Origin of the sequence: Nocardia sp. CWNU-33 (assembly GCF_046764895.1) — a bacterium.
Classification (GTDB): Bacteria; Actinomycetota; Actinomycetes; order Mycobacteriales; family Mycobacteriaceae; genus Nocardia.
The window spans coordinates 1-1,849 of the sequence record NZ_JBKOQN010000095.1 but is presented as its reverse complement, the minus strand read 5'-3'; the positions used below and the strand labels follow the sequence as shown (position 1 = coordinate 1,849).

Here is a 1,849-nt window from a genome sequence, read left to right as displayed (position 1 = left end):
ACCTGGTGATGACCAATGAACGCCTACTCGACATGTTCCCCGGACCACGTAACAACCCTTGGACGCCAACGGAATTCGAGCAGAAGACCGGCATCAGGCAACGTCGATTCAGCGTCGATCTCGACGATAAAACAGGTCGCGCCGTGTTCCCGCCCGGTTACGGCGAGCCACCCGGCCCCGCCGGGATCCTCGCGGAAAACACACTGCAGGAGGCGCTGACCACCGCAGGCATCGACGCAAGGGAACTCGACGGCCTCATCATCGGTTGCTGCACCCCAGATCTACTGCACTTCGGCACCGATGCACAGTTGCTTGGCCAGATAATCGAGCATCCGCTGCTCCCAGCGACAGCTGGCGCAGTAGCGGTGCAGGCATCGGTGACGACCATCACAGGTTCGGCGGTCCCGAACATCGAGGTTGCCCGCAGTGTCGAGCCCAGTGCCCACGGCGTCAGTTTCGTCGGCTCCAGCGGGGCGGCTCCCCCGCCTATCACCGAGTTGCTGAGAGTTCTGACGGGGTCCGAGGGCTCCGGCGAGCGGAAGAAGGCCTAATGAGCGCCAAATCAGAAGAAGTCCGAAAACTGATCCAGAAACACCATGATGATTCAGGTTTCTGGGGCAATGATGGTACCGGCTTCCAGGGCAATCAAGCCAAAGAATCTTTGCAGAAGCTCGACGGACTGAATGCGGAGGATTTCAAGGCTGTCATGGACGGCCTCTCCGCGAAAACGAGAAAGAGACTCGCGACGGACGCACGCAAACATGACCTCGATGATGAGGACAAGCCATATTACAGGGATCTCCTAGCCGCGCTTGATAAGGATATCGTCACTTCGGAAGACATCAAGAAATTTTTCGACGCCAAGCAATATCTAGCGGACCAGAAGGCCGCGGTTGAGTTCAACCCAGACTACGGCTATCTATATAATCCACTGAACCAGGGTGATCATCTGCGCAAGGTTCAATTTTACCGGCCGAAGGGTGCCTCTGAGATGTTGAAAGCTCTGATCAGGGAGACCGAGTTCGTGATGCAGTTGGGATTCGACACATTCGGCACCCGCAATCCTGAGGCTGCGCCCGACTTCGACGATGTGCTCGACGGCCCCCAGCTCACGACAGTGGAGGGCTGGTCACAGGTCAAAAGGAAGTACACGGATGTGAATGCCGAGATGGAAGGCCGGCAGAAGAAATACAGGGATGAACACACTACGATCAAAATCGCCACCGAAGAGTTCGATATGGACGAACAGCAGGTCTACCAAGATCTTGATTTCATCACGAAAGAACTCGAAGCGCACCTCCTGGTCAAGCTCCCAGATGGCGTACATCAGGGTGGCAAGATTACAGACGGAGTCAGTGGCGCCACAATGTTCGAAAGGAACCATGATGAGAAAGCCACGAATTTCGGGAAATACGAACTGACCGACGCAACGGAACACGCCTACTACATCAAACACATCGACACATGTGCCGAAAAATGGAAAAGTACATACAAGGACGGGACCAAGCAATACCAGAAGAAGGCTGCAGATATCGACGGTGACGACGGTGGCCTCAAGAAACCTCCGAAAGACGGCGACGACGGCGGCAACAAAGACGGCGGCAACAACACTGGCGCCAACAACACCGGCGCCAACAACACCGGCGCCAACAACACCGGCGGCAACAACACCGGCGGCAACAACACCGGTGCCAACAACACCGGCGGCAACAACACCGGCGCCAACAACACCGGCGCCAACAACACCGGCGTGAAACCCGTCGATTTCTCAGACACAATTAAGGAAGACCTGGCCACCGCAGGGGACAAGGAAACCGACGACCCTCTCACCCAGGGTTCGGACACCACT

At 56.6% G+C, this 1,849-nt stretch carries 1 protein-coding gene and 1 pseudogene; both read left to right on the top strand.

The window, feature by feature from the left end:
- Positions 1–551, top strand: a 551-nt coding sequence (locus ACLMAL_RS39475; protein WP_412003744.1) for a hypothetical protein, incomplete at its 5' end; no start/stop codon positions are given.
- A pseudogene (locus ACLMAL_RS39470) lies at positions 551–1,849 on the top strand (hypothetical protein); the annotation flags it as partial. The gene ACLMAL_RS39475 and the pseudogene ACLMAL_RS39470, both read left to right, overlap by 1 nt.